Source organism: Shouchella miscanthi, assembly GCF_007725405.1.
In the GTDB taxonomy this organism is placed as follows: domain Bacteria; phylum Bacillota; class Bacilli; order Bacillales; family Bacillaceae_D; genus Shouchella; species Shouchella hunanensis.
On the sequence record NZ_CP042163.1, the window covers coordinates 3,419,054 to 3,441,879 of the forward strand.

Genomic DNA, 22,826 nt, shown 5'->3' on the forward strand with positions numbered 1-22,826 from the left:
ACTTAACCCTCCAATTCCTGTTGCAAACTTGCGAGTCCTTGTTCAAGGTCTAGAGCAGTTGATACGCCCTCTAATTTAATTCCCATGTCAATAAGAGTAATCGCAACAGCAGGTCGAATGCCTGTGAGTACGACTCTTGCCCCCATTAAACTTGACATATCAACTACATCACCTAAAACCTTTGCAATAAAAGAGTCAATCATATCAACACTTGTTAAATCGATAACAACACCGTTAGAGCCTTCCTCATGAATTTTACCTAATAAATCTTCTTGAAACTGAAGAGCGGTTTGATCATCGAGTTCGGTTTGTATACTAATTAACAAATACTGATTCAATTTCAGAATTGGAATTCTCATATTCCATTCTCCTTCCAATTACATATCCGTTAATTGTTTCCCAGTTAGTTCCAAGGCGGTAACAACGCCTTTTCGTAATGTGCTTTTCGTAGGGAATTTCGTTAAATCAATACCTAAATTAACAATGGTTTGTGCGATTTCAGGTCGAATTCCTACAAGTATACACTTAGTTCCTACAAGTCGTACAGCTTCTGATGCTTCAATAATATGATGCGCAACCATTGTATCGACAACAGGTACACCTGTAATATCAATTAATACAACTTTTGATCGGTTTTCTATAACACCCTCTAAAAGGTTTTCCATAATCAGTCGCGCCCTGGCTGTGTCAATACTGCCAATGAGGGGCATGACTGTTATGCCTTCAAAAACAGGGATTAGCGGTGCAGATAACTCTAACAGAGAGAGTTTTTGAAGTTCAATCGTTTTTTCCCATGCTTCCGAATAATCTTTAACAATTCGATTCATCCGTTTATCGATCCACTCATCAAGTTCAATTAAAAACTCAAGCGCTTCTTTTTTTTCAAATTCTGATTCAAGAACAAGAGTTTGACACGCTTTTCGAAGTAGTTGAATGGATTGAGACAAAAAATGAAGTGTACCCCCATTTTGAATATAGCGAAGAACGTAATCATTAATTTTACTATCTAATTTGTCTCTGCGCTCGTCAGCTGCTTCCAGCATTAAGTCTAGAAACTCTTGATTCGTCTCATGAAATGATTTATCGGTAAGGGATTGTAAGTAGTTTTCAGATCGAAGTTCCGCTAGCTTCTTTCCCCAATCATCGAGTAGTTTACCCCTATTCTTTTTTAGATACGAGACAATATAGGACTGCATCGCCTTGTCTCCTCCTCCCACTAAAAACATCCTTACCTCTATTATTTCACGAGTTTCGTTTGGTTGCAAAGAATTATATTTGGGAATCGTCGACTAATTTATGCTCATCCAGTATTCACACACAAAAAAACCCCTTTTCAGCGATAGGGGTTAAAAATCAATTAAACCTAAACTAATAGTCAATGCCTTGTCTACCGACTGCATCATCTTTTCATCTAGATGAGTAATTTTATCTGTTAATCTTTGTTTATCAATTGTTCGAAGCTGTTCAAGTAAAATAACAGAATCTCGATCAAATCCGTACTTGCTTGCATTAATTTCAACATGCGTAGGTAATTTAGCTTTTTGGATTTGTGCCGTTATCGCTGCAACAATTACCGTAGGACTAAATCGATTTCCAATGTTATTTTGAATGATGAGAACTGGTCGTACCCCACCTTGTTCTGATCCTACAACTGGAGATAGATCAGCAAAATAGACATCTCCCCGTTTCACTATCAAAGGCTACACCCCGCTAACGAGACGTGTCAGCGTATGATTAGCTTCCTCCTCAGCAAGAAAAGCTTCTGATGCAATGGTTAGATTAATCTTTGCCATTTCCATATAGCCTTGTTGCATCGATTCGCGAATTTCAGCCTTTAGTTCAGCACGGTCTTTTAATCTTGGATCATTCCATTTTTCTTGTTCAAGCACAATGTCCACCTCATTCAATCAGTGTATGGCTTAAGACAGCCGAATTAGTCCGTTTCTTCTACTCGAGTAATATACATGTTTCATCATAGCATCCCCACCATTACTTTGCAAAGCCTCTTTTTAAAAAAGATGAGTAATCGTGTAATTTCATCTAACATCGCGTTTATCTTAAGCCTATCATTACCCACTCTTGTTAATCTATGCAGTGAACCAAACATTTAGATGTCTTCCGTTAAAAAAGCAAGAAAACAAGGAAAAAACCAGGCACAGAGATTACTCCGCACCTGGTTGTTATCAAGTGTCTCTTTAAGTAGTCAATTACTTTTCGCCAACAGCAACAACTGAACGTGCTACTTCAATCAGCTCATCCATCTCCATATCTTGTGATAATAAGGAGAAATCTGAACCATTGTGGGACCACATAATGGTATCATTTACTTGAATTCCTACAGCAAAGCCAAGGTCAACCACTTTCGCTGACACTAGATTCTGCGGAGTAGATGCAGGAACGACTTGCGCTTGCTCTTGAATAAGCGTAAACGACTTTTCACCTGTATACTGTTGTACAAAGGTCGTACGGTCTCCAGTCTCAACTTGATCCTCTTCTGGTTGATCATTAACGCCATCTGGAACAAATTCAGGGTAGTAAATACGGAACTCTTCATTTAATTCTTCTTCTGGATCAGCCATTGTCGGTTCTGACATTTGTGCACCTGTCATGACTTTCTCCGTTTCGAATTCTTCTGCCGCAACAGTAGGATTCTTTTCAAATTCTGTAAACGTTAAATCTACAAGCACTTTTTCGTCTGCATCCATTATCTTGACAGAGGCTGGCTTCAAATCCTTTTTGTGTAGACGAATTTCTTGGCTATTCAAATTTTTATTTTGGTACATGGTTGCCGTCTTAAAAATATAGAAGTCGTCGTCTTGTGAAAATTCCATATCAGCACCTAAGCTAATATCTTTTAACAACGATTCATACAAATAAGCTTGGCTGCTTGTTTTTGGCCAATCGCTTTGAAAGCGGAATACTTTGTTTAAAGCCGGTGTAAGAACAAATACACCTTCGTCATTTTTTAAAATAATTTGGCTTTGATCATTGGTTGTATTTTTCAAATCCACCTTATAATACGATTGATCCTTTTGCATCACTTCAACGTCATACGTTTGCGGCTCTTGACCTGTTGCTAACTGCATGGTTGCTTTTGATGTGTAACTTGTTGTTTCTTCTAACGCCTTATCAACATCGTTTAGTACATCTTCTTGCGATTTCTCTCCACATCCTACTAAAATGACCACCATAAAAGCAGCCACTAGTGAAAGCCACATCTTTTTTCTCATCTTACCATTCACCCCTTCAGCTCACATTCGGCGATTGGACAAAATCCAATACCCCTGTTGCTGTAAACTATATGAGCGGGGTCCAAGCAATATGCAGACAAGTCGTGACAAGTTTTTAGGAATCTTCTAGAATGACTTGCGCAAAGGCGTATTCCTTCGAGTGAGTAATGGATAGATGGCATTTATTTTTTTTTTGTCGTTTAAACCAAATCTCAGGTTTTCCTGTCTCACTCGCTAAAATTTCAATGTCTTGAAACGAGAGATGACGTCCAATTCCAGAACCGATTGCTTTGGCGTATGCTTCTTTTGCCGCGAATCGTCCAGCAATATATTCAATTTTCCTCGCTTCACCGGCAGACGCAATTCGTTCGTATTCTTGCTTTGTTAAGATGCGTTCGATAAAACGCTCTGGATGACGTAGCACCAGGTTCCGGATGCGGTCAATTTCAATAATATCAATACCTGTTCCGATAATCATTTTATGCCACCCTTCTTTGTGTTGGTCTTGGAATGGAACTGGTATAATAGCAATAGAATAAGGATGAAGATTCTATGTAAAAGGAGCTTGCTTATGTTTTTTAGAAATGAAACTTTTTCTTCCTATACGAGGAATTACCCAGTTGTTACAACCATTATCGCTGTAAACCTACTTATTTTTATTCTGATGATGTTCTTTCCTATTATTCGTGAAAGAGGGGTCGGTTTTAATTTGGCCATTGAATATGGAGAGTATTGGAGGCTAATCACGCCTATTTTTCTCCATAATGACCTCATTCACCTTGCTTTTAATATGGGCGCGCTTCTCATATTCGGACCGGCCCTCGAATCAATGATGAAGAAATGGAAATTCCTTTTACTATTTCTACTACCCGGTATTTTAGCGAACATTGTTACCTTTTATTTACAACATAGTTATTACATGCATCTTGGTGCTTCTGGCTCTATTTATGGCTTGTTCGGTGTTTACTTGTTCATTTATTTGTATCGTGAAGATCTCATTAGTAGACAAACGTCTCAGATTATCGTGCCGTTAGTTATTATTGGTGTTATTATGACCTTCCTTAACCCTAGTATAAGCATAACTGGTCATATTTTTGGTCTTGTATCCGGTGGTTTACTTGCGCCATTGTTTTTAATTGGTGCATCAACGCCATTTGTCTATCGAACACGTACACGAAAAGCTTATTTTGATGATGATGAGGTCTCGTTTAATCCAGATCGCTGGAAAAACCGTGGACGTAACCGAAAAATAAAAAAAGTGCTTCTAGTAGTCGGCATTCTTCTATTTTTAGGATTTGTCTTCCTCCAGTCCCTTCCTCAGTAATAAACCGCAATCCTCTCACACGACCGGTCAGCATAGTCATAGAGTTGTCCGCATATGTATAAATGAGCTTGGCTAATTGTTGTGTGAGGGTGATAAAGTGGGAAAAGGATTACGTTATGTACTCGTATTATTTTTAGGCTGTCTCCTAATAAGTGTAGGAATTAATTTCTTCTTCGTGTCTTATCATCTTTTAGATGGTGGCATTATTGGAGTCGGATTAATTGCCCACTATTTGTGGAACGTTCCAGTGGGAATGACCATTATCGTTGTCAGTATCCCTATTTATATTTTAGCATGGATGTATTATCGACCATTTTTTTTCAATTCATTGGCAGGTGTCATTGTTTCATCACTCATGATCGATTTCTTTGCTGCATTTATTCCTGAAACACCTATCCTTGGTCCTTTAACTAGCGCCGTACTCGGTGGTTTAATGCTTGGCGTCGGTGCCGGCATTATGTTTTTGCTCGATATTAGTACAGGCGGTTTTGATCTCTTAGCGCAAATGATTTCAGCGAAAACCACTTGGAATGTGGGTGTCCTCATTGTTGGCTTTGATCTAGCTGCAGTTGTCGCCGGTATACCCGTCATTACATTTGATGAAATTATCTTGTCGACTATCGCTGTGATTGCAACAGGTTTCGCTACAACTGTTATTACAGCTGTCGGAGGGGTCAATGCCCACCCTAGACCTCCTTTAAGTATTTAAGGCAGCTGTAAATCACCTGAAAAAATCCAGTAAAGTGCTCCATACACTACAGCAACGCTTGCAATTAAAATAAACCAAAATCGATTGCTTTTCTTCATTTAACAACCACCTCTTTTCAAACCATATTGTACAAAAAAGGCGTCGCAATTGCGACGCCTTTTTTTATTCATCTTCTTCGTTATCATCGTGACGGTTTTCTTCATCCGTAAGGTTTTCGTTATTTGGTTCAAAGAAACGTAATAAATCTCCGTAAATCACCTTATCAGAGTACTCGAGATCTGACGTGGCACGCTCAGCGTATTCACCACACGCATCTACTCCCTCTTCCTCTTCAATCGGTTCTCCTGTTTCTTTATTGTAACAAGTGTTATTCGTCCAAACGACATCATCTGTTATAAATGAACCATTCCGTAAAACAGCAAACGAATCTCTCTCAGGCGCAAACAAATCTGACCCAAATTGAATATCTTCCTTCGTACTCATACCTAGTAAATGCATAAGCGTTGGTTGAACGTCAATTTGTCCACCAACTGTGTCAATGGTTTCACCCTCATGGCCAGGAATGTGAATAAACAAAGGTACACGCTGTAATTGAATCGTATCAAAAGGCGTAATCTCTTCTTTTCCTAAGTACTCAGCCATTGATCCATTATGATTTGTAGAGATCCCGTAGTGATCACCGTATAAAATAAAGATGGAATCCTCATACAAGCCAGCTTCTTTAATGTCGTTAAAGAATTGCTCCACAGCATAGTCCATATAACGAACTGTTGGGAAATAACGATTTAATGTTCCGCTTCTAAATTCCCCTTCCGCAATCATCTTATCTTCTTCACCTAATTCAAACGGAAAATGATTCGTTAATGTAATAAACGTTGTGTAAAACGGTTTCGGTTGCTCTTGTAATAGCTCAATTGATTGCTCAAAGAATTCACGATCTTTCAAACCCCAACCAATTGAATTCTCTTCTGTTACATCATAGTATTCAACGTCATAAAACTTATCGTATCCAAGTGAATCATACACAATATCTCGATTCCAAAATGACCGATTGTTTGCATGCATGACTGACGTATAATAACCATTCTCACCTAGAATATTTGGTGTCGCGTTATATTCATTCTGTGCGTGGGTAAAGAAAACCGCACCACTACTACGCCCAAACATTGAATTTGCTACAATAAATTCTGAATCAGACGTCTTCCCTTGTTCTGTTTGATGATAAAAATTCTCAAAGTAATAGCTGTTTTCTTTCAGTTCATTTAAAAACGGTGTAATCTCTTCTCCGTTTAAATCATTATCGATAACGAAGGACTGTAGAGATTCTAAAGAAATCATGAAGACATTTTTGCCTTCAGCTGTACCAAACATCTCAGAGTTAGGTTCTTTATGATTTGCTTGTACATAGTTTTGAACTTCAACTATGTCAGAGCTATCTGCTAGTACACGCTGAGCCCTAGACTGTGACTGCAGAAACACATCATACAAATGAAAATTAAACACACCAATGTTCTTCACTAACATATCACGGTCAAAGGAACGTGTTAAAAGCTGTGGTCTTTCCGTTTGAGCTAGTGTTAGATTCCCTAAGAAAAGAAGAATGGATAGGGAAAACAGCAAAATCGGTTCACGCTTAAGACGGCCTACGACAGGTACTTTTTGTCTAAACACAAAATAAGCAAGGATAAATACATTTGAGAAAATGAAGAGATCCCAAATGTTCATTAATTCAAATACACTTGATGATAAATCCTGCATATTGTTTGTCTGGAACAATACAGGTAATGTTAAAAAATCTGAATAAAAACGATAAAACATTAGATTGCCGTACAAAATAAAAGAACCAATAAAAGAAAGCACAACAATCATGATATTTCGTGCTCGATTCTTAAATAATAGGGCAATCGCTAAAAGCAGTATGGATGAACTAATCGGGTTTATAAACAATAAAAACTCTTGCATCATATTCTCAGTTGGAATTGTAAACGATATTTTATAGAGAATATACGTTGTTAGCGACAATAGAACGACAGCAAGCCAAAAAAACTTTAATCGTCTAAAGCCCGCTTTAATCTTGGTCATATCGTTAGTCTCCTCTCATAACACGAGTGTGACCCTTATTTTCTTTTTTATCTAGTTGTTGGGTTCTACAAAGAATAAGTTTATCAAAAATCATTCACCTTGAATACCATTCCACGGACATAAGAAATTTTCACACTGGTTTTACATTTTCTTTACATTTTCAATAAATTCTTCGTACGAAACGCCTTGTTCATAAATCTCATTGGCAATCGTACCCACATAGCGTAAGTGCCATGGCTCATAGCTATAACCTGTTATTTCTTGCTTTCCTTCAGGGTAACGAACGATAAAGCCAAATAGATGAGCATTTTCTTCAATCCAAATACCCTCTTCTGTATCTCCAAAAGCCTCCGTTAAACCGAAGTTCACGCTAGAAGACGAAACGTCCATTGCCAAACCGGTTTGATGTTCACTAAAACCAGGTTGTGCGACTAATGTTTGATCAAGCCCACTTTGAATTTGTTGATTTTTAAACAACTCATACTGACGTTCAAACGAACGAAACCCTGAGTTCGCATAAAGGATATGTCCATTCAATTCAGCCTCATAGAAGAGTTGTTCAAGAGCATCTGCTGCTTCTTCTCGTAAATACGATCGCTCCTGTATGCCTTCGTACGGTCTGCGTACATCAGGAACAACCAAATCAGCTGGCTCATAATCAACTGGTAACCGATTATCCAAATTAACATTCGCTTCAATATTCTCCGGATTTTGTATAATTGGATCACCTTGCACAGTGATCACATCATTTAATTCAATTATACGGTTATCGCCATCAGCAAGTTCCGCTTCTGGCATTTTTTCTTCTTCAGTCACTTGCTCTGCCTCATCTTCTGAAGGAGAACACCCTGCTAATAAAGCACTAATAATAACTGCAGGTATCCAATAGTTTTTCATCCCACTCATCCTTGCTCTCTATTCTTATCGTCTAATAGTAAAGGACTTCTCGGGTTTTTTCAATCTTGTCCACCATTTTATTCTATTTAGGATATGCATGAAGAAACGACTTTATGAAGAGATAGAGGTTGGTTTTTTAGCCAGTTTAAGGGAATCGGCTTTTCCTTTCGATACCCTTGTTTTTAAACACTAAACCTCTTCTTTTATGTGTAAGTGCCAACGAAAAAGGGTACAGGAATTAAACGACTATTACAAATGAGGTGGATAGACAATGAATCGAGAGCGTTTTTATGTAACAGTTGATATGGCTATGATGAAAATTGCAAAAGAAAAAATACCTGATAATACCATTCAGTACGAAATTTATGCGAATCAAGAAGAGGTTGACCGCATTCAAGCAATAATTGAGCAGTTAAAGTCGGAAGATTTTCGTCAAGAAGAAATTTTCCAGCGTCCTTTTCAAGAAAAAAAAGCAGATGAAGATAAAGAAATGACGGATAACGAACTTCAAGAACTTTATACGATTATTTACGACCTTGGAACAGTGGAAACGAAAGAGGTTGTCAAAGACTTGAAATAAAAGAGCGAAAAGAGGGCGTATGCGCTCTTTTTTTGTGGTACAATAACGATAACGCTTTCACAAATAAAGAGGTGGTTCTTCAGATGGAAATGAATGGACTTATGGGTGGCGTATACCGTATCGCTGAATGGATCATGCGATTAGCAGCCATTAATTTGCTTTGGATTCTATTTACTGTAGGAGGACTTGTTGTTGGAGGCTTATTTCCAGCTACTCAAGCTGCATTTGCAGTAACAAGACAGTGGATTCGAGGCGAAACAGATCTTCCAATTTTCAAAACCTTTGTCCACTATTTTAAAAAAGATTATTTGAAAGTTCAAATAATGGGTCTTTGTTTAACGATTATCGGCTTCGTGCTGTATATTGATCTCGTTTTTATTTATCAATCGGCAAACCCTTACGTACAGTTATTAGCGTTCCCTTTACTCATTTTGACGTTTATCTATATCCTCACCTGCTTTTATGCTTTTAGTGCGTTTGTTCACTACGAGTTATCCGTCTTTAAATTGTTAAAGCATGCCGCTTTACATACGGTTGTGCGACCGTTTTTAAGTATTGGCATGCTCATCACTTGTGCTGGTGTTCTGTTTTTAATGTTCCAATTTCCAGGAGTGCTTCCATTCTTCGGAGTCTCGATACCCATCTTTTTGTTGATGTGGTTTTCTCACACAGGGTTTGTTCGAAACGAAGAAAAACAAAAGAGTCAAGCAGCTTAATATCAGCTGCCTTATAAACGAAGCGTACCGCCAATGGGTAGGACGCTTTTTTTCTTTTCATTTATTCCTTTTTCTTTCCATGCTTGTTCAAACCGTTCGAGAGCTTCTGGTCCTGTATCATCGGCTAAACGAAAGGTTCCATAGTGCATCGGCACCATATGACTTGCTCCTAAATCAATAAATGCTTGTACCGCGTCTTCCGGTTTCATATGATCGAGCTCCATAAACCACTCAGGTTCATAAGCGCCAATTGGAACTAACGCATAATCAATTGACTTTATCTTTTGTAGTTGCTTGAACCCTTCAAAATAACCACTATCACCTGCAAAGTATAGCGATTGAGCTGTGGACTCTAAGACCCAACCACCCCATCGTGACGTATTCGTGTCAAATAAGCCTCGTTTCACCCAATGTTGCGCTGGTACAAACGTTAGCGTAACGTTTTGATTTGACCATTCTTCCCACCAGTCTAATTCCACTATCCGTTCTTCTAAAAACCCTTTCTTCTTTAGAAGCGCCTTTAACCCTCTAGGTATTAAAAAAAGTGGGTCACCAGGTAAATGCCGTAATGATTGAATATGCAAATGATCATAGTGACCGTGAGAAATAAGGACAACATCTATTTCTGGTAAATGTTGAATAGGAATGGTAACTGGTACATTTCGCTTCGTTGTCCCCATAAAATTCGTCCAAACTGGATCTGTTACCACTGTTAGTCCATTGATACGGATCAAGAAAGTCGCATGCCCTATCCATGTTAAACTATCTACATTGGCATTGTGAATTAGCCTATAATCTGGCTGGTGCTTAACAGCGATCGTCTTTGTTAAGTCTTTTGTCTTGCTCATTCTTTCTCGGTACCAGCTTACAAAATCCTTTAATTGATGTTGATTTTGCACACCATTCAGGTTTTCAAATCTTTGTTTTTTCAATTCTCACCAACACCTACTTTATTGAATTGGCAACACATTCCCACTATCCCCTAAAACAGATGGATACGTATAGTGAACGGATGTAAGCTGTTCTGTCGTTAACTCTAGTTGAATTGCAAGAGAAAACAAATTGATCCATTGATCTGCATAGACGGTTAAAAAATCAGCACCTAAAATCTTGCCAGTTTTTTTACAAACATATACTTTTGCTAACGCTTGATCTTCTTTTATCATCGAATAAGTGAGCCAGTCTGTCATCGATGTGTTCTTAACATAATACGCTATCCCCTCTTGATCAAGCTGTTTCTTTGTTTTCCCTACTTTTGCTAACTTCGGTATCGTGAAAACAATGGACGGCATTGCCCCTTGGTGAAGAGTTTTCTTTTGCTCTTCTAGAATATTGTGTACAACAACTGAACCTTCTTGACTTGATAAAGGTGTTAGAGGTAACGAGTGGGTTGCTGTTACATCACCAGCTGCATACACTCTTGGATTTGAAACGCTTTGCAATGTGCCATCAACATGAATACCAGTTCCATCGTAATCGACATTTGCGGCTTCAAGATTTAATTTCTTTATATTCGGTGTTCGACCAGCACCATGAACAGCTTTGTCGACGGTAAGTGTTTGTTTGTCTGTTCTTATTGTAACTTCATAATCGCTTGATTCAATACTTGAAATTTCCTCATTCCAATGAAAGGTAATGCCAATTGCTTCTGATTGTTCTATTAAAGCTTGGACGTGGTCTCGATCAAATGCTTTTAATCCACGATCACCAGAATCAATAATATGAACGTTCGTACCTGCTCGAGCAGCGAGATGAGCGAATTCAAATGAAATGTAACCACCACCGATAAAAGCGATTGACCTCGGCAACGAAGGAAGGTTTAAGAATTCTTCATTCGTTAGAAGCGTCTCGGCCCCCTTAAATGGGAGGGATGATGGCTTAAGACCAGTTGCGATAATGAACGTTTGAGCTGATAAGGTAAATGTATCAATTTGTACAGTTTCTTCATTGATGAAAGACGCATAACCGTGATAAGTATCAATGTTTGCTTGTTTCATCGTTTGCTCAATCTCTTTATAAACAGAGTCTGTATAATTGTTTTTTTCCTTCATCGCATCTTCCCACTTAAAGGAAGTCGTTCCATCTATACCGGTACCTCTTAATTTCCCGGCTTGCCATGCTGCTTCACTTCGAGTGTACAGCAGCTTTTTAGGATCACATCCGAAATTGGGACACGTTCCTCCAAATCGATTTCCTTCTATAACAGCAACACGCTTAGTTGCTTCTGCTAATGGAAAAGCCGCAGCCATTGCTGCTGGTCCGCTTCCAATAATGATAACATCATATGATTCTGCCATCTTAACTCCTCCTCTATTAGCAGTGCTATTCCCTAATTCCTTTATTGAAAAACAGAAGATCGATCATATCGATACCAGACGTTCACTCTATTTTACATCACAAAAAAACAGGTAAGAAGCCAAATGCTTCTTACCTGTTGTTCGCTACATAGACTGGATATTTTTAAAACTAATCTCAATGCTTTCAAGTGGAGAACGTTCACTCACATCTTGCTCAACAATAAAATATTTCGTTCCAACCGCTTTTGCAGCTTCAATAATTCCTTTAATATCAAGCTTTCCTTCCCCTACTTCAGCAAAAGGTATATTTCCATCTTTCATGTCTTTCACATGGATAATAGGGACGCGATTTTCGTGAGCAGCTAAATATTCTGTTGCTTTATGACCTGCATATTCGACCCAAAAGGTGTCACATTCAAGAGCCATATTACACGTACGTGTATTGCGCAGCAAAATGTCCAATCCAAATTCGTCGTCAAATGTATCGAATTCAAAGTCATGGTTATGGTACAACAATACCATTCCTGCTTCTCTGACTTGATTGCCAATTTCCTCTAGTTCTTCCGCCAAATCAAAGTAGTTTGTTTTTGTTTGACGTTCTTCTTCTGTTAAGTAGGGACAGACAATGTAAGGTGTACCTACTTCTTTATGAAACGCAATGACACTTTGTAATTCATGACGCAGCTTCTCAAGAGGAACATGACTAGACCAAGGCTCTAATCCAATCTCTTCGAGCATCGCTTTCACTTCTTTTGATGAATGATCACCAAAGCCTGCGAATTCGACTCCTTGATAGCCAACTTGCTTAACCTTCTCCAAGGTTCCTTTAAAATCTTTTTCCATTTCATCTCGCAAAGTATATAACGCTAGTCCGACATTCATGTTATTCGTCCTCCTTGTTAGACTTCCTTTACTGCTACAAACGATTTTGTTTCCGACGATTGAAGTGCTGCTAATACAACTTGTAACGATTTCATTCCTTCTTCACCTGTAATAGCAGGCTCTCGGTTCTCAAGAATCGACGTTACAAATTCATCGATGACACCACTTGCGACTTGGCCACCAGCATCGTTCGTTGCAATTGCGCCAACTGAGTACTGTTCAACACTGCCGTCCGTTAGTTTTACAACGACTTGGACTTCTGGATGATCGCGAATCTCAAGTACACCGTTTTCACCATAGATCGTTGTCGTATTATCTTCACCTTTGTAATAGGTCCAGCTCGCTGCCATCGTACCAATAGCGCCGCTTTCCATTTTCAATAATGTTGTTGCATTGTCATCCACATCCGCTTCTTTATGCAATGTATTTACAAATGCAGCCACTTCCGACACTTCTTCACCTAATAACCAACGCATGAGGTCAATTTTGTGAACACCTAAATCACCCATCGCACCGACAAATGCTTTCTCTTTTTTAAGAAACCACGTATCTTTTCCTTGAATACTCCAAGAGTCAGCTCCACCGTGTCCAAACGTTGTTTTAAACGTCAGCGTTTTTCCGAGTTTTCCAGACGTTAAAATTTCTTTTGCCTTCACATGAGGCGGCATTAACCGTTGGTTGTGACCAATCATAAGCTTGACGTTGTTTTCACTTGCAGCCTTAATCATGTTCTGTGCTTCTTCTAACGAAGTCGCCATTGGCTTCTCACATAAAACATGACAACCTGCATTTGCTGCATCAATCGAAACACTAGCGTGGTCCACGTTTTGTGTACATACACTAACAGCGTCGACATCGACTTCTGCTAATAATTCTTTGTGGGAAGTAAAAACATTCGTTACACCGTACTGGTCAGCCATTCTTTGAGCGACCTCTTTAGTTAAATCGCAAAAAGCGACTAATTCAACGTTTGGATTTGCTGCATATTCTGGTACATGACGGTGTATGGCAATGGAGCCACAGCCAATAACAGCAACTTTTAATGGTTTATTCATGTTGTTTCCTCCTTATAGCCACCACATCTTTGGAGCTGGCTCTTTCATTAAGACTTGTTGTAAATTACTAACTGCTTTTTGGAACCCTTCATCAATCGACATTAATCCATCCTCATGTTCGATACTAATAGCACCATCGTACCCGACTAAGCGCAGTGCACTAATAATATCTGACCACGTTTTTAAATCATGACCATACCCAACCGATCTAAAATACCAAGCTCGATCTTGAAGATTCGCATACGATTGCATATCAAGTACACCGTGCATGTTCATGTTTTCTTGATCCATATACGTGTCTTTTGCATGGAAAAAATGAACCGCATCTTGTTTTCCAAGGATTTTAATTGCCGCAACTGGATCAATCCCTTGCCACCATAAATGACTTGGATCAACATTTGCTCCGATAGCTGGACCACACGCTTCGCGTAGCTTTAATAGCGTAGCAGGTGAATGCACCAGGAAGCCTCCGTGTAATTCTAAGGCGATCTTAACACCATGTTCTTCTGCAAACGCTGCCATCTCTTTCCAGTATGGAATTAACTTTTCTTCCCACTGCCATTTTAAAATGTCACCATACTCGTTTGGCCAAGCGGCGACAGGCCAGTTTGGTTGTTTATCTCCTTCGTAAGCACCTGGTGTACCTGAAAATGTCGTAACAGTTGGAACCTGCAGCGCCTGTGCTAATTTAACCGTTTGCACAAAAGATTCATGAGATGCTTTTGCAAATGCTTCATCAGGTGAAATGGCATTTCCATGACAGCTTAGACTAGAAATGGTTAAACCTCGGTCATCAACTGCTTTTTTAAACGCTTTCAATTTTGTTTCGTCTTCTAACAACTCAGCAGGATTACAGTGGGCCGTACCAGGGTAACCACCTGTTCCAATCTCTACAGTTTCAAGTCCTAAACGTTTTACATGGTCAAGCATTTCCTCGAAAGGCTTTTCAGAAAATAAAACAGTAAATACACCTAGTTTCATTTTTGGTTCCTCCTATGAAATCGATTTCATATTTCGTTAGTAAGATTCCTCTTTATTGTACTGTTTTTACGTCTGTATTTTAACCCCCTTTTTAAAAAAAAGTTGTGAAAACAGCAAAAGCCGTTCTCACAACTGATGTAAACCTGTCTGTTTCTCACTCCAGGCCCAGCATTTCATTGCTACTTCTCGATCCAACGCTATTTTTGCTGGTTTTGAAACCTTTCTTTTAATGAAGTACTTTCCTGCATCTTTTTTGACTTTATCTGATAAAGCCAAATAAAGCATTGTGTCCGCACCCTCTCTAGGTGTTAAAAAGAATGGACGAAGCAATGTATGGATTGCTTTCCCGAAGCCTGATGCACGATCCACTCCTAGATTCGTTGAAACAGCACCTGGGTGCATAGTAAATACAGACACATTTGTCTCCGCTAACCTTTCTTTTAATTCGTTTGCAAACAATAAGTTACACAGCTTTGACTGCCCGTATCCTTTTGCAACGTTGTATCCTTCATGCAAATGAGGATCTTTTTCATAGAAATGAGCCCATTCATGTGCACCAGAAGACACAATGATAATTCGCCCATCTTCTGAATGTTTTATTTGATCGAGCAGAAGATTCGTTAGCAAGAAGTGACCTAAATGATTCACACCCATTTGCATTTCAAAGCCATCTTCTGTTTCCTTGCGCTTAGGATTGACAACGCCAGCATTATTAATAAGCACATCAATTGAAGCGTGCTTCTTTTTTAGTGCTTTAGCAGCTTGCTTCACACTGCTTAATGAGCCGAGATCACATAGTTGTAGTTCGACACTTCCATTTTTTTTATGTTGTTCTATATAAGACAGCGCTTCTTTTCCTCGCTTTTCATTTCGACAGAGCATCACAACGTGCATCCCACTATTCGCTAGAACGAGCGCAACACTTCTCCCCATCCCAGAATTTGCTCCTGTTACAGCTGCAACCTTCATGTGTATCCCTCCTACTGTAAGTTATTCCTTCAATTATTAAAAACGAAACAATGAAAGTCATGGTTTTACTTTTCTGAAAACGGTTATAGCAATAGTACTACAAGACTGGAGGAATGAACATGTTAATTCACGCAAAGAAATTAAGTACGTTTACAATGAACGCTACTGACGGTGAACTTGGACAACTGGACGACTATTATATTGATTCCAATACGTTACATGTTCGCTATTTTGTCGGTGACACTCGCACCTGGTTTTTCGGTGGAAAAGTTCTTTTAAATGTGGATGCGTTTACAGCCATTGACGAAGAAAAAGAACAGATTAGTATTAATGCAACAAAAGAGCAAATTAAAAACAGCCCTAAGCCTGATGAAACAGCTCCTATTCATCGACATTATGAACGTGAATTAAGTGACCACTATGGCTGGCCAACATATTGGGCCGTTCCAGCTCATCCAGTTGCAGCTGGCTACGGAACCCATACAACTGCAGGAGCTCCACTTGTGCCACCCGTATTTGTACCAAATGATAAACAGAATACTGAAGAGACAAAAGATGCCATTCGTACCGGTGCAGAGGAACAGAAAATGGATCGAAACCAGCAAGAAAATGTTCATCTTTTCAGCCTCGACGAACTAAAAGGCTATCACGTTCATGCTAAAGGCGGTCAGGTAGGAAAAGTAATGGACTTTGTTCTCCATTATAACCAAAATGTTGATAGTGGGAATTGGACCGTCCGCTACATCGTGATTGATACTGGAGGGTTTATGCAAAAAGAACCTGTTATCGTTCCAGTTCAAACGATAAAAGAGGTAGCATGGTTTGATAACAGCCTCATTATCAATCTTGAAAAAAATAAAATCGAATCGGCCGAAGAACACCCAACCGATCAGACCATTACTTTAGGTGCGGAACAAGCCATATTTGATCACTATAATTTAACTCCGTATTGGCATAACAAAAAAGAAGAAGGCTAATGGCCTTCTTCTTTTTGTTTTTCTTCGCTTTTAGTAGGATCATGATAGTCTTTTTGCTCTAATACGTCTTTTAATTCATCTTCAACACTTGTTTCTGTTAGCGGTACTTTTGAGCGATAAGCTGCTCGAACAATTAAATGTCCAGCTACAGGTGCTGTTAAAAAGACAAAGACAATCCCTAAAATTAATCGGATACTTATATACTGATCCGTCATCCAAAAATAAAAGAAGGTACCGGTTAACGTTAGCAACACAGCTAATGTCGCACTTTTTGTTCCTGCGTGTGATCTCGTGTATACATCGGGGAAACGTATAATCCCTACTGCACTAATGACAGCCATAATCGCACCAGCAAGTATTAAAATTGCTCCGATGGCTTCACCTGTCGCGCTTGCGCTCAATGATGACCCCCCTCTCAATAAATTTAGAGAAAGCGATTGTACTGATAAACGCTAATATCCCAATAATCAAGATCACTTCTAAAAAGGCTCGTGTTTGTAAAACAATTGAGACAACTGCCGCAACCGAAATAAGGTTTACGCCAATGGCGTCAAGGGCAACAACACGATCTGGCATACTTGGACCTTTAATGATGCGGAATGCTGCAATACCAATTGCGGTAGCGAAAAGGAACAAAGCAATAATTAATAGGACTTGAAACATTAGCGTGTCACCTCCATAATTGCCTTTTCGAATTTAGTCAACGCCCGCAGAACAGCATTTTTCGATTCTGGAACGTCCATGGCGTGGATATAAAAAACATTATTTGATGGTGAAATCTCAACAACCACCGAACCAGGTGTGAGCATTATTAAAAGCGAAAGAGCGGTAATTTCCCAATCTCCTTTAAGCTTAGTTTCATACGTGAAAATACCTGGGGTGAAATTCAATTTTGGTGAAAGGATTTGACGAATGATTAATACACTCGAACTAATGAGTTCACGATTAAAGATCAACAATAATTTAAGCCCTGAGTACGCACGCTTTAAATAAAACTCTTTAAAGAAGAACCTTCTCATAACATAAATAATCCCAAGACCAACTAAAAAACCGGCAAATAACGTTGAAAATTCAAATGTATCTTCGTCTTGCAGTAAGACCCATAAGAAGGCAATTAAAATATTTAATAAGAGTTGGCCAAACATTCATCCATACCTCCTCTTCCACTTAAAAACACACTCATGTTAAGCGCCTCCTTGATTTAGAACTGCATCAATGTAGATTGTTGGATTCATTAGCGTTTCAGCAGCATCGCTTACAACCCCAGCAATTCCTTCTACACCAAAACCTAAAGCAAAAGAAGCAGCCACAAAAATGATACTCGGAATGATCATGGCTTTTTTCATTGGAAGCATATCTTCTTTACTAATCGTTGATTCACCAAAGAAAACAGCTCTGAAGATACGTAGCAATGAATAAAGAACAAAGATACTCGATATAAGTGTGAAAGCAAGCAAAACATAAGCACCAGATTCAATTGCACCTTGCGCAACATACACTTTACCGATAAAGCCACTTAATGGTGGAATCCCAGCGAGTGATATCATCGTAATAAAGAACATCCAACCGAGTAGCGGATAGTTTCGTATCATACCACTAACGCGATCGAGCCTACCAACATTTGATAAATAAATGGTAGCACCAATTAACAGGAATAATAGCGCCTTAACGATCATGTCGTGAACAAGGTAGAAAATAGATCCTTCAATAGCGGCTTGATTTGCAATCGCTAGTCCACTTAAAATAAAACCAACTGCTATGACAACATTATATGCAATGATTTTTCTTAGATCATTATAGGCTATGGCGCCGATTGAACCTCCAATCATTGTCAAGATAGCCATTATGCCAATTAACGTGTGCGTAATATCAGGCTCATGGTAGAACAAGAGGGTAAATACACGAAACAACGCATAAATGCCTACTTTCGTAAGAAGAGCACCGAATAGAGCAGCAATTCCCATTGGTGGCGCACCATAGGACCCCGGTAGCCAGAAATATAAAAGCAAGCCTGCTTTGAGACTGAATACAAGCAGAAGAACAATCGCAATTGTCGTTAGAAGTGCAGGTTGTCCTGCTTCTGCCACTCGAAGTGAAAGCTGAGCAAAATTAAGAGTTCCTAACGTTCCATATAAGAAAGCAATCGCTATAAGGAATACAAAAGAAGAAAATACATTCACGAGCACGTATTTAATGGATTCCCTTAATTGTCCTTTTTCCCCACCAAGTACAATTAATGCATATGATGCTAATAGCATTACTTCAAACCCTACGTATAAGTTGAACAAATCTCCAGTTAAAAACGAACACGCAACACCAGCTAAAAGTAAAAGAATTAATGGATAGACAAACATCTTCTCTTTCTCTTCACCAATTGTTGCAAACACATAGATTAACACAATGGCTGCAATAAAATAAGCCGTTGCGGTTAATAGTAGAGAAAAGCTATCCCCTACGAATGTTATTCCGTACGGAGCATCCCAGCCCCCGAAATCAAGGGTTTGAATACCATTGCGTTGCACTTCCACTAATAAATATGTGGAAACACCGAATGTTAAGAGCATCGTTAGAAAACTAATAATTCTTTGAGTCCTAACAAACGGGCGTAGGAAGATCAATATGATTCCAACAATTAATGGGAGGACCATTGGTATTACTAATAAATTACTCATCATTATCATGTCCCCTCAATTTCGTAAGATCATCGGTCTTTAATTCTTTATAAGTCCGATAGGCTAGCACTAGAAAGAAGGCTGTTACACCAAAACTAATAACAATTGCCGTCAAAATGAGCGCTTGCGGCAGTGCATCCGTATAAGAAGCCGCCTCTTCACCGAGTAAAGGCGCACTGGAATCTCTTGAGAACCCACCCATAACAAGAATAAGCATATGAACCGCGTGCGACATAATCGCTGTTCCTAAAATGACACGTAGTAAACTTTTAGAAAGGATTAAATACGTGGCAACAGTGACTAAGATACCAACTAAAATCGACATCATTGTTTCCATAAGTTATACATCCTCACTTATACTAATAATGATAGTGACTACGGTCCCAATAACAGCGAATGCTACCCCTGCTTCAAACAATACGACTGAAGCAAGCGGAATTTCTCCTAAAATAGGTAAAGTAGCAGATACTTCGGTTTGACTTAAGAACGGAACACCGAATGCAAGTGCAGCTAAGCCTGTTCCAACGGACAAAAATGCCCCTACTGCTGCTAATAATTTAAAATCAATTGGCATTCCTTTTCGAACCGTATCAATATCGAACGAGAGCAGCAGTAAGACAAACGCTGAGGCAAGAACTAATCCGCCAACAAAGCCGCCACCTGGTTCATAGTGACCTGCAAGAAACAAGTGCACACCGTACGTCAAAATGATAAACACCGCTATTTTAGAAACGGTTTGAAGGATGACATCATTCGCCTTCAACGTCCTGCCCCCTCTCCTCTTTTTTCGGTTTCAATTTAATTAACACGTACACACCAAGACCAGCAATAAGGAGTACCACAACCTCTAACATCGTATCAAAGGCTCTAAAGTCACCTAAAATCGCGTTCACAATGTTTTGAGCACCAGCAAGCTCATACGCATTCTCATAAAACGATGAAATCGAATCGAAGAACCGATTGTTTTGAACCGATAAAGCTAGTAATGTCACGAGCGTTCCAACTGAAACGGCAATGACTGCATTCATTACTTTAATTCGTGGTTTGCGCGCTTCTTTTTCCCATTCCGGTAAGAAATAAAAACATAGCAGGAACAATGCTGCTGAGACAGTCTCAACAACGAGCTGTGTTAGTGCTAAATCTGGTGCCCGGAAAAAGACAAAGAATAGTGCAAGCAAGTATCCTAATACGCCATTTAACAAAATCGCTGTTAATCTTGATTTTGCAAATGGGATAGAAAGAGCCGTAACAGCCATAACCGCTGCAATAAATCCTTCGTAAATACTGATTGGTGCATCGTTAGACGAATCAATGGAAATGGCGCCTGTGTAAGCGACAACGCCTGTAACAATTACGAGAATGGCAATAAAGATATACACCATATAGTGATACATATTTCCAGTCATGTATCGGTTTGTAAAGTTAGTGGACTGATTTTCAAGTGTCAGTAACGAACGGTTGTATAAATTATCGAGGGTCCATTTTCTAGGAAAAAGAGCATAGACTCCTTCCCATTTCGGCCATAATTGATACAGCACAACACCAAAACCAACGACACCTAACGTCATTAACAATTCAGTATTAAAGCCGTGCCATGCAGATATATTAAATTGTGTATCGTATCCCTCCACACCAACAAATGTTGGCATGACCGCTGCATAACCCGGTTTAATAAGGTATTCTCCTAAAAGATTCGGAAAGAAGAAAAACACAATGACTAAGCTTGCTAAAATAACTGGTGAAATAAGCATGCCAATTGGCGCTTCATGCGCTGTTTTTTCAAGTTTTTCTGGTTGATGCTTTCCAAAAAAGGTTTTGAATACAAGAATCATGCTGTAGACAAAGGTGAACACACTTGCAACCCAAGCTACGATTGGAAACAGCATCCCCCATGTATCAATGGAGAAAAACGAGAGCTGCGTTACATCAAGAACAGCAGTGAAAAACATTTCTTTACTTAAGAACCCATTAAATGGCGGCAAGCCTGCCATTGCAAAACTCCCAACAACTGCTAACGTAAACGTAACTGGCATAATAGCCATAAGTCCACCCAACTTACGAATATCACGTGTCCCTGTTTCGTGGTCGACAATCCCCACAACCATAAAGAGCGCACCTTTAAACGTTGAGTGATTTACTAAATGAAACAGCGCTGTAAAAATAGCTATAGAGTACATCGCCGATGCGGTATCTGCCGCATCAAAGTAAAGCGCCGCTGAACCAATGCCTAGTAAACTCATAATTAAACCAAGTTGGCTAATCGTCGAATAAGCAAGAAGGGCTTTAAGATCTGTCTGTCTAACAGCATTAAAGGAACCCCAGAACAACGTAATCATTCCGACGAGGCTGACGACCCAAAACCATACAGCGTCCCCGCCAAATACAGGTGTAAAACGAGCGACTAAATAAATACCAGCCTTTACCATCGTTGCTGAATGCAAGTACGCACTAACAGGTGTCGGTGCTTCCATTGCATCCGGTAACCAAATGTGAAACGGAAACTGTGCCGACTTCGTAAATGCTCCTAATAGCACTAGCAGCATCGCAGGTATAAAGAGCGTGTGATCTGTATATGCTGCTACATTTGCGATGATTTCACGAATACTGAACGTGTCCATCATCGTTGACAGCATGATGAAACCAGCTAACATTCCGATCCCGCCAGTAACCGTGATTAACATGGATTTTTGTGCCCCATAGCGAGATTGACGTCTATGGTACCAATAAGCAATCAATAGAAAAGATGAAATACTCGTCAATTCCCAGAATAAATAAAGAACCATTAAGTTATCTGAAAAGACAACACCTAACATCGCACCCATGAACATGAGAAGGTAAACGTAAAAATGGCCTAAAGATTCTCGTTCCTTTGACAAATAATAAATGGAATAAAGAATAACAAGGCTTCCTACTCCTGTAATGAGTAAGGCTAATATTAAGCTTAACCCATCTAGATAAGCAGTAAAATTTATGCCAAGTGATGGAATCCAAGGAACTTCATAAATATATACCTCTCCACTAGCAACACTTGGAATAAACTGTACAAGATAAAGAAAGAGTACAATTGGTACAATTAAAACAAACCAGCCTGTATGTACACGCTTTAGTGATTTATACAATAACGGCACAATAAGCGCTATGATGAAAGGCGAAACAATTGCAAGATTTAACATGTACAAAAAAACCTCCTCTGCACGAACTTTGAATCATCTATGGAACATACATATCGCTATAAATTCCTTACAAGTTTACCCTTAGAAAACGAAGCTAACCAAAACTTGTGCTACTTATATTATGGGTGTATGATGGGGTCAATGGCAGGTCGAAATGGTACGACAAGCCAAAATCGCGCAGCATCACGAACCTCACTGCGCGCCTAACTATAATGGATATAGCCTAGATTCTTGCACATCTATCATGGTTAATTGGAAGGTTTTTATTGAAGGGAATCGATT

Annotated in this window: 26 protein-coding genes; 5 read left to right on the forward strand and 21 right to left on the reverse strand. The window is 39.2% G+C overall.

Features of this window, described 5'->3' with window-relative positions:
* Positions 1-2: 2 nt before the first annotated feature.
* The 6 genes from FPV17_RS17555 to acpS all read right to left on the reverse strand — a co-directional run bounded on the left by FPV17_RS17555 (position 3) and on the right by acpS (position 3,708).
* Complete coding sequence (locus FPV17_RS17555) at positions 3-359, reverse strand: STAS domain-containing protein (protein ID WP_035398810.1); 357 nt, start codon at positions 357-359, stop codon at positions 3-5.
* 18 nt (positions 360-377) lie between these two features.
* Positions 378-1,196 (reverse strand): RsbT co-antagonist protein RsbRA, encoded by an 819-nt coding sequence (gene rsbRA / locus FPV17_RS17560; protein ID WP_035398811.1) that lies wholly within the window; start codon positions 1,194-1,196, stop codon positions 378-380.
* A 150-nt stretch (positions 1,197-1,346) separates the two neighbouring features.
* The gene (locus FPV17_RS17565; RefSeq protein WP_035398813.1) at positions 1,347-1,697 is read right to left on the reverse strand and encodes a type II toxin-antitoxin system PemK/MazF family toxin; all 351 of its coding nucleotides are present in this window, start codon (positions 1,695-1,697) and stop codon (positions 1,347-1,349) included.
* Between the two features lie 3 nt (positions 1,698-1,700).
* On the reverse strand, positions 1,701-1,907 hold the full coding sequence (locus FPV17_RS22430) for an antitoxin (RefSeq protein WP_206698938.1): 207 nt from the start codon (positions 1,905-1,907) through the stop codon (positions 1,701-1,703).
* A 300-nt stretch (positions 1,908-2,207) separates the two neighbouring features.
* Entirely contained in the window at positions 2,208-3,230 is a 1,023-nt protein-coding gene (locus tag FPV17_RS17575) for a LolA family protein (protein ID WP_144559692.1), read from the reverse strand.
* A gap of 115 nt (positions 3,231-3,345) precedes the next feature.
* Positions 3,346-3,708, reverse strand: coding sequence for a holo-ACP synthase (gene acpS / locus FPV17_RS17580; protein ID WP_035398705.1), 363 nt, complete (start codon positions 3,706-3,708; stop codon positions 3,346-3,348).
* 93 nt (positions 3,709-3,801) lie between these two features.
* On the opposite strand from acpS, the gene FPV17_RS17585 reads away from it, so the two are divergent.
* Both FPV17_RS17585 and FPV17_RS17590 read left to right on the forward strand, forming a co-directional pair.
* Entirely contained in the window at positions 3,802-4,554 is a 753-nt protein-coding gene (locus FPV17_RS17585; protein WP_144559694.1) for a rhomboid family intramembrane serine protease, read from the forward strand.
* 97 nt (positions 4,555-4,651) lie between these two features.
* Positions 4,652-5,263, forward strand: a complete 612-nt coding sequence (locus tag FPV17_RS17590; protein ID WP_246117062.1) for a YitT family protein — start codon at positions 4,652-4,654, stop codon at positions 5,261-5,263.
* A 162-nt stretch (positions 5,264-5,425) separates the two neighbouring features.
* Here the strand turns inward: FPV17_RS17590 and FPV17_RS17595 are convergent, their stop codons facing one another.
* The gene (locus tag FPV17_RS17595) at positions 5,426-7,345 is read right to left on the reverse strand and encodes an LTA synthase family protein (RefSeq protein ID WP_052008327.1); all 1,920 of its coding nucleotides are present in this window, start codon (positions 7,343-7,345) and stop codon (positions 5,426-5,428) included.
* A 141-nt stretch (positions 7,346-7,486) separates the two neighbouring features.
* Complete coding sequence (locus FPV17_RS17600; protein WP_035398703.1) at positions 7,487-8,242, reverse strand: M15 family metallopeptidase; 756 nt, start codon at positions 8,240-8,242, stop codon at positions 7,487-7,489.
* Between the two features lie 271 nt (positions 8,243-8,513).
* Between FPV17_RS17600 and FPV17_RS17605 the strand changes: the two genes are divergently transcribed.
* Both FPV17_RS17605 and FPV17_RS17610 read left to right on the forward strand, forming a co-directional pair.
* Positions 8,514-8,822: a hypothetical protein gene (locus FPV17_RS17605; protein WP_035398701.1), complete on the forward strand. Its 309-nt coding sequence runs from the start codon at positions 8,514-8,516 to the stop codon at positions 8,820-8,822.
* Between the two features lie 83 nt (positions 8,823-8,905).
* On the forward strand, positions 8,906-9,538 hold the full coding sequence (locus tag FPV17_RS17610) for a YesL family protein (protein ID WP_144559696.1): 633 nt from the start codon (positions 8,906-8,908) through the stop codon (positions 9,536-9,538).
* A gap of 11 nt (positions 9,539-9,549) precedes the next feature.
* On the opposite strand, the gene FPV17_RS17615 is transcribed toward FPV17_RS17610, so the two are convergent.
* From FPV17_RS17615 to FPV17_RS17640, 6 genes are all read right to left on the reverse strand, one after another.
* Positions 9,550-10,470 (reverse strand): MBL fold metallo-hydrolase, encoded by a 921-nt coding sequence (locus tag FPV17_RS17615; RefSeq protein ID WP_246117063.1) that lies wholly within the window; start codon positions 10,468-10,470, stop codon positions 9,550-9,552.
* 18 nt (positions 10,471-10,488) lie between these two features.
* Complete coding sequence (locus tag FPV17_RS17620; protein WP_144559698.1) at positions 10,489-11,835, reverse strand: dihydrolipoyl dehydrogenase family protein; 1,347 nt, start codon at positions 11,833-11,835, stop codon at positions 10,489-10,491.
* A 144-nt stretch (positions 11,836-11,979) separates the two neighbouring features.
* Positions 11,980-12,717, reverse strand: a complete 738-nt coding sequence (locus FPV17_RS17625; RefSeq protein ID WP_035398699.1) for a sugar phosphate isomerase/epimerase family protein — start codon at positions 12,715-12,717, stop codon at positions 11,980-11,982.
* 17 nt (positions 12,718-12,734) lie between these two features.
* Positions 12,735-13,772 (reverse strand): Gfo/Idh/MocA family protein, encoded by a 1,038-nt coding sequence (locus FPV17_RS17630; protein ID WP_144559700.1) that lies wholly within the window; start codon positions 13,770-13,772, stop codon positions 12,735-12,737.
* A 12-nt stretch (positions 13,773-13,784) separates the two neighbouring features.
* Positions 13,785-14,753, reverse strand: a complete 969-nt coding sequence (locus FPV17_RS17635; RefSeq protein WP_035398693.1) for a sugar phosphate isomerase/epimerase family protein — start codon at positions 14,751-14,753, stop codon at positions 13,785-13,787.
* 126 nt (positions 14,754-14,879) lie between these two features.
* Complete coding sequence (locus tag FPV17_RS17640) at positions 14,880-15,722, reverse strand: SDR family oxidoreductase (protein WP_186370645.1); 843 nt, start codon at positions 15,720-15,722, stop codon at positions 14,880-14,882.
* 119 nt (positions 15,723-15,841) lie between these two features.
* Between FPV17_RS17640 and FPV17_RS17645 the strand changes: the two genes are divergently transcribed.
* On the forward strand, positions 15,842-16,699 hold the full coding sequence (locus FPV17_RS17645; RefSeq protein WP_144559704.1) for a PRC-barrel domain-containing protein: 858 nt from the start codon (positions 15,842-15,844) through the stop codon (positions 16,697-16,699).
* Here FPV17_RS17645 and FPV17_RS17650 read toward each other — a convergent pair.
* The 7 genes from FPV17_RS17650 to FPV17_RS17680 are packed head-to-tail and all read right to left on the reverse strand — an operon-like array spanning position 16,696 to position 22,544.
* On the reverse strand, positions 16,696-17,100 hold the full coding sequence (locus FPV17_RS17650; RefSeq protein ID WP_060704810.1) for a Na+/H+ antiporter subunit G: 405 nt from the start codon (positions 17,098-17,100) through the stop codon (positions 16,696-16,698). The two genes, FPV17_RS17645 and FPV17_RS17650, sit on opposite strands and share 4 nt — an antisense overlap.
* Positions 17,078-17,362: a Na(+)/H(+) antiporter subunit F1 gene (locus FPV17_RS17655; RefSeq protein WP_035394708.1), complete on the reverse strand. Its 285-nt coding sequence runs from the start codon at positions 17,360-17,362 to the stop codon at positions 17,078-17,080. The genes FPV17_RS17650 and FPV17_RS17655 overlap by 23 nt, the downstream gene beginning before the upstream one ends.
* Positions 17,362-17,844 carry a Na+/H+ antiporter subunit E gene (locus FPV17_RS17660; RefSeq protein ID WP_035394710.1) on the reverse strand — a complete coding sequence of 161 codons (483 nt, stop codon included), beginning with the start codon at positions 17,842-17,844 and terminating at the stop codon, positions 17,362-17,364. The genes FPV17_RS17655 and FPV17_RS17660 overlap by 1 nt, the downstream gene beginning before the upstream one ends.
* 39 nt (positions 17,845-17,883) lie before the next feature.
* The gene (locus FPV17_RS17665; protein WP_144560525.1) at positions 17,884-19,371 is read right to left on the reverse strand and encodes a Na+/H+ antiporter subunit D; all 1,488 of its coding nucleotides are present in this window, start codon (positions 19,369-19,371) and stop codon (positions 17,884-17,886) included.
* Positions 19,364-19,708 (reverse strand): Na(+)/H(+) antiporter subunit C, encoded by a 345-nt coding sequence (locus FPV17_RS17670; RefSeq protein WP_035394712.1) that lies wholly within the window; start codon positions 19,706-19,708, stop codon positions 19,364-19,366. The genes FPV17_RS17665 and FPV17_RS17670 overlap by 8 nt, the downstream gene beginning before the upstream one ends.
* A 3-nt stretch (positions 19,709-19,711) precedes the next feature.
* Positions 19,712-20,134 carry a Na(+)/H(+) antiporter subunit B gene (locus FPV17_RS17675; protein WP_035394713.1) on the reverse strand — a complete coding sequence of 141 codons (423 nt, stop codon included), beginning with the start codon at positions 20,132-20,134 and terminating at the stop codon, positions 19,712-19,714.
* The gene (locus tag FPV17_RS17680) at positions 20,121-22,544 is read right to left on the reverse strand and encodes a Na+/H+ antiporter subunit A (RefSeq protein ID WP_432813886.1); all 2,424 of its coding nucleotides are present in this window, start codon (positions 22,542-22,544) and stop codon (positions 20,121-20,123) included. The genes FPV17_RS17675 and FPV17_RS17680 overlap by 14 nt, the downstream gene beginning before the upstream one ends.
* Between the last annotated feature and the right edge of the window lie 282 nt (positions 22,545-22,826).

Excerpts from the sequence above, each read along its gene's own strand:
- FPV17_RS17630 (WP_144559700.1), bottom strand. The coding sequence starts at position 13,772 with ATGAATAAACCATTAAAAGTTGCTGTTATTGGCTGTGGCTCCATTGCC.
- FPV17_RS17670 (WP_035394712.1), bottom strand. The coding sequence starts at position 19,708 with ATGGAAACAATGATGTCGATTTTAGTTGGTATCTTAGTCACTGTTGCC.
- FPV17_RS17655 (WP_035394708.1), bottom strand. The coding sequence starts at position 17,362 with ATGTTTCAAGTCCTATTAATTATTGCTTTGTTCCTTTTCGCTACCGCA.
- FPV17_RS17595 (WP_052008327.1), bottom strand. The coding sequence starts at position 7,345 with ATGACCAAGATTAAAGCGGGCTTTAGACGATTAAAGTTTTTTTGGCTT.
- FPV17_RS17555 (WP_035398810.1), bottom strand. The coding sequence starts at position 359 with ATGAGAATTCCAATTCTGAAATTGAATCAGTATTTGTTAATTAGTATA.
- rsbRA (WP_035398811.1), bottom strand. The coding sequence starts at position 1,196 with ATGCAGTCCTATATTGTCTCGTATCTAAAAAAGAATAGGGGTAAACTA.
- FPV17_RS17660 (WP_035394710.1), bottom strand. The coding sequence starts at position 17,844 with ATGTTTGGCCAACTCTTATTAAATATTTTAATTGCCTTCTTATGGGTC.
- FPV17_RS17640 (WP_186370645.1), bottom strand. The coding sequence starts at position 15,722 with ATGAAGGTTGCAGCTGTAACAGGAGCAAATTCTGGGATGGGGAGAAGT.
- FPV17_RS17680 (WP_432813886.1), bottom strand. The coding sequence starts at position 22,544 with ATGTTAAATCTTGCAATTGTTTCGCCTTTCATCATAGCGCTTATTGTG.
- FPV17_RS17610 (WP_144559696.1), top strand. The coding sequence starts at position 8,906 with ATGGAAATGAATGGACTTATGGGTGGCGTATACCGTATCGCTGAATGG.
- FPV17_RS17635 (WP_035398693.1), bottom strand. The coding sequence starts at position 14,753 with ATGAAACTAGGTGTATTTACTGTTTTATTTTCTGAAAAGCCTTTCGAG.
- FPV17_RS17645 (WP_144559704.1), top strand. The coding sequence starts at position 15,842 with ATGTTAATTCACGCAAAGAAATTAAGTACGTTTACAATGAACGCTACT.
- FPV17_RS17605 (WP_035398701.1), top strand. The coding sequence starts at position 8,514 with ATGAATCGAGAGCGTTTTTATGTAACAGTTGATATGGCTATGATGAAA.
- FPV17_RS17585 (WP_144559694.1), top strand. The coding sequence starts at position 3,802 with ATGTTTTTTAGAAATGAAACTTTTTCTTCCTATACGAGGAATTACCCA.
- FPV17_RS17625 (WP_035398699.1), bottom strand. The coding sequence starts at position 12,717 with ATGAATGTCGGACTAGCGTTATATACTTTGCGAGATGAAATGGAAAAA.
- FPV17_RS17665 (WP_144560525.1), bottom strand. The coding sequence starts at position 19,371 with ATGAGTAATTTATTAGTAATACCAATGGTCCTCCCATTAATTGTTGGA.
- FPV17_RS17620 (WP_144559698.1), bottom strand. The coding sequence starts at position 11,835 with ATGGCAGAATCATATGATGTTATCATTATTGGAAGCGGACCAGCAGCA.
- FPV17_RS17600 (WP_035398703.1), bottom strand. The coding sequence starts at position 8,242 with ATGAAAAACTATTGGATACCTGCAGTTATTATTAGTGCTTTATTAGCA.
- acpS (WP_035398705.1), bottom strand. The coding sequence starts at position 3,708 with ATGATTATCGGAACAGGTATTGATATTATTGAAATTGACCGCATCCGG.
- FPV17_RS17575 (WP_144559692.1), bottom strand. The coding sequence starts at position 3,230 with ATGAGAAAAAAGATGTGGCTTTCACTAGTGGCTGCTTTTATGGTGGTC.